The organism is Shigella sp. FC1567, assembly GCF_001743015.1.
Classification (GTDB): Bacteria; Pseudomonadota; Gammaproteobacteria; order Enterobacterales; family Enterobacteriaceae; genus Escherichia; species Escherichia coli.
This window is the reverse complement of sequence record NZ_MIIV01000337.1, coordinates 1-757: the sequence shown is the minus strand read 5'-3', so window position 1 is coordinate 757 and position 757 is coordinate 1. Positions and strand designations below refer to the sequence as shown.

Genomic DNA, 757 nt, shown 5'->3' with positions numbered 1-757 from the left:
TCAGTAGCGGAGCAGGAAGGACATCTGATGGAAATGGAAGCCACGCAAGCACCTTAAAATCACCATCATACACTAAATCAGTAAGTTGGCAGCATTATCCTTGCCATAAATATTAGATTTATGCGCACTAACTGTTTTATTGCTAAGCAATAACTTATCGGCAATTTCTTTATTAGATAATCCGCTAACCAGATAACGTAATATGGTCACTTCACGATTAGATAGCACAGTGACCGTTGAACTATTCGTACTACATTTATTGCTTTTTATATAGTTAAGCGTTTCGCTGGGAAAAAACGTGTATCCGGAGAGGATCATCTGAACGGCATGAAAAATATCATTCTGATCATTGCATTTACTGACAAAACCGTTAGCACCAGCTTGTATCGCTCTGCCAGCATAAAAGCATTCTGATTTCGATGATAAAAATAACACTTTCACTGTGCTCTGGATTTGTTTGATCCTTTTCAGGAAGGTAAAACCGTCTGTTCCGGGCAAGTCTATATCCATAATGATTAAATCAACAGGACGGGTTCGGAGATAATCGATGGTTATGCGGTAATCATCCGTTTTCAGGACAATCTGCAATTCACTGTTTTTTTGCAACAGAACTTCAATAGACATTCTGATGATAGGATGAGTATCCATAATGATCACCGACTGAGGTAGCCTGAGTTTAACGGACACTCCTTCCTGAAATAGAATGGCATCAGAAGGAGCTAATAATGAGCAGAAAAAACCAACGTTACTCTAAAGA

At 38.8% G+C, this 757-nt stretch carries 1 protein-coding gene; it reads right to left on the bottom strand.

Features of this window, described 5'->3' with window-relative positions:
• Positions 1-72 precede the first annotated feature (72 nt).
• Entirely contained in the window at positions 73-687 is a 615-nt protein-coding gene (gene fimZ, locus BHE85_RS17360) for a fimbria biosynthesis transcriptional regulator FimZ (RefSeq protein WP_000114020.1), read from the bottom strand.
• Positions 688-757 lie beyond the last annotated feature (70 nt).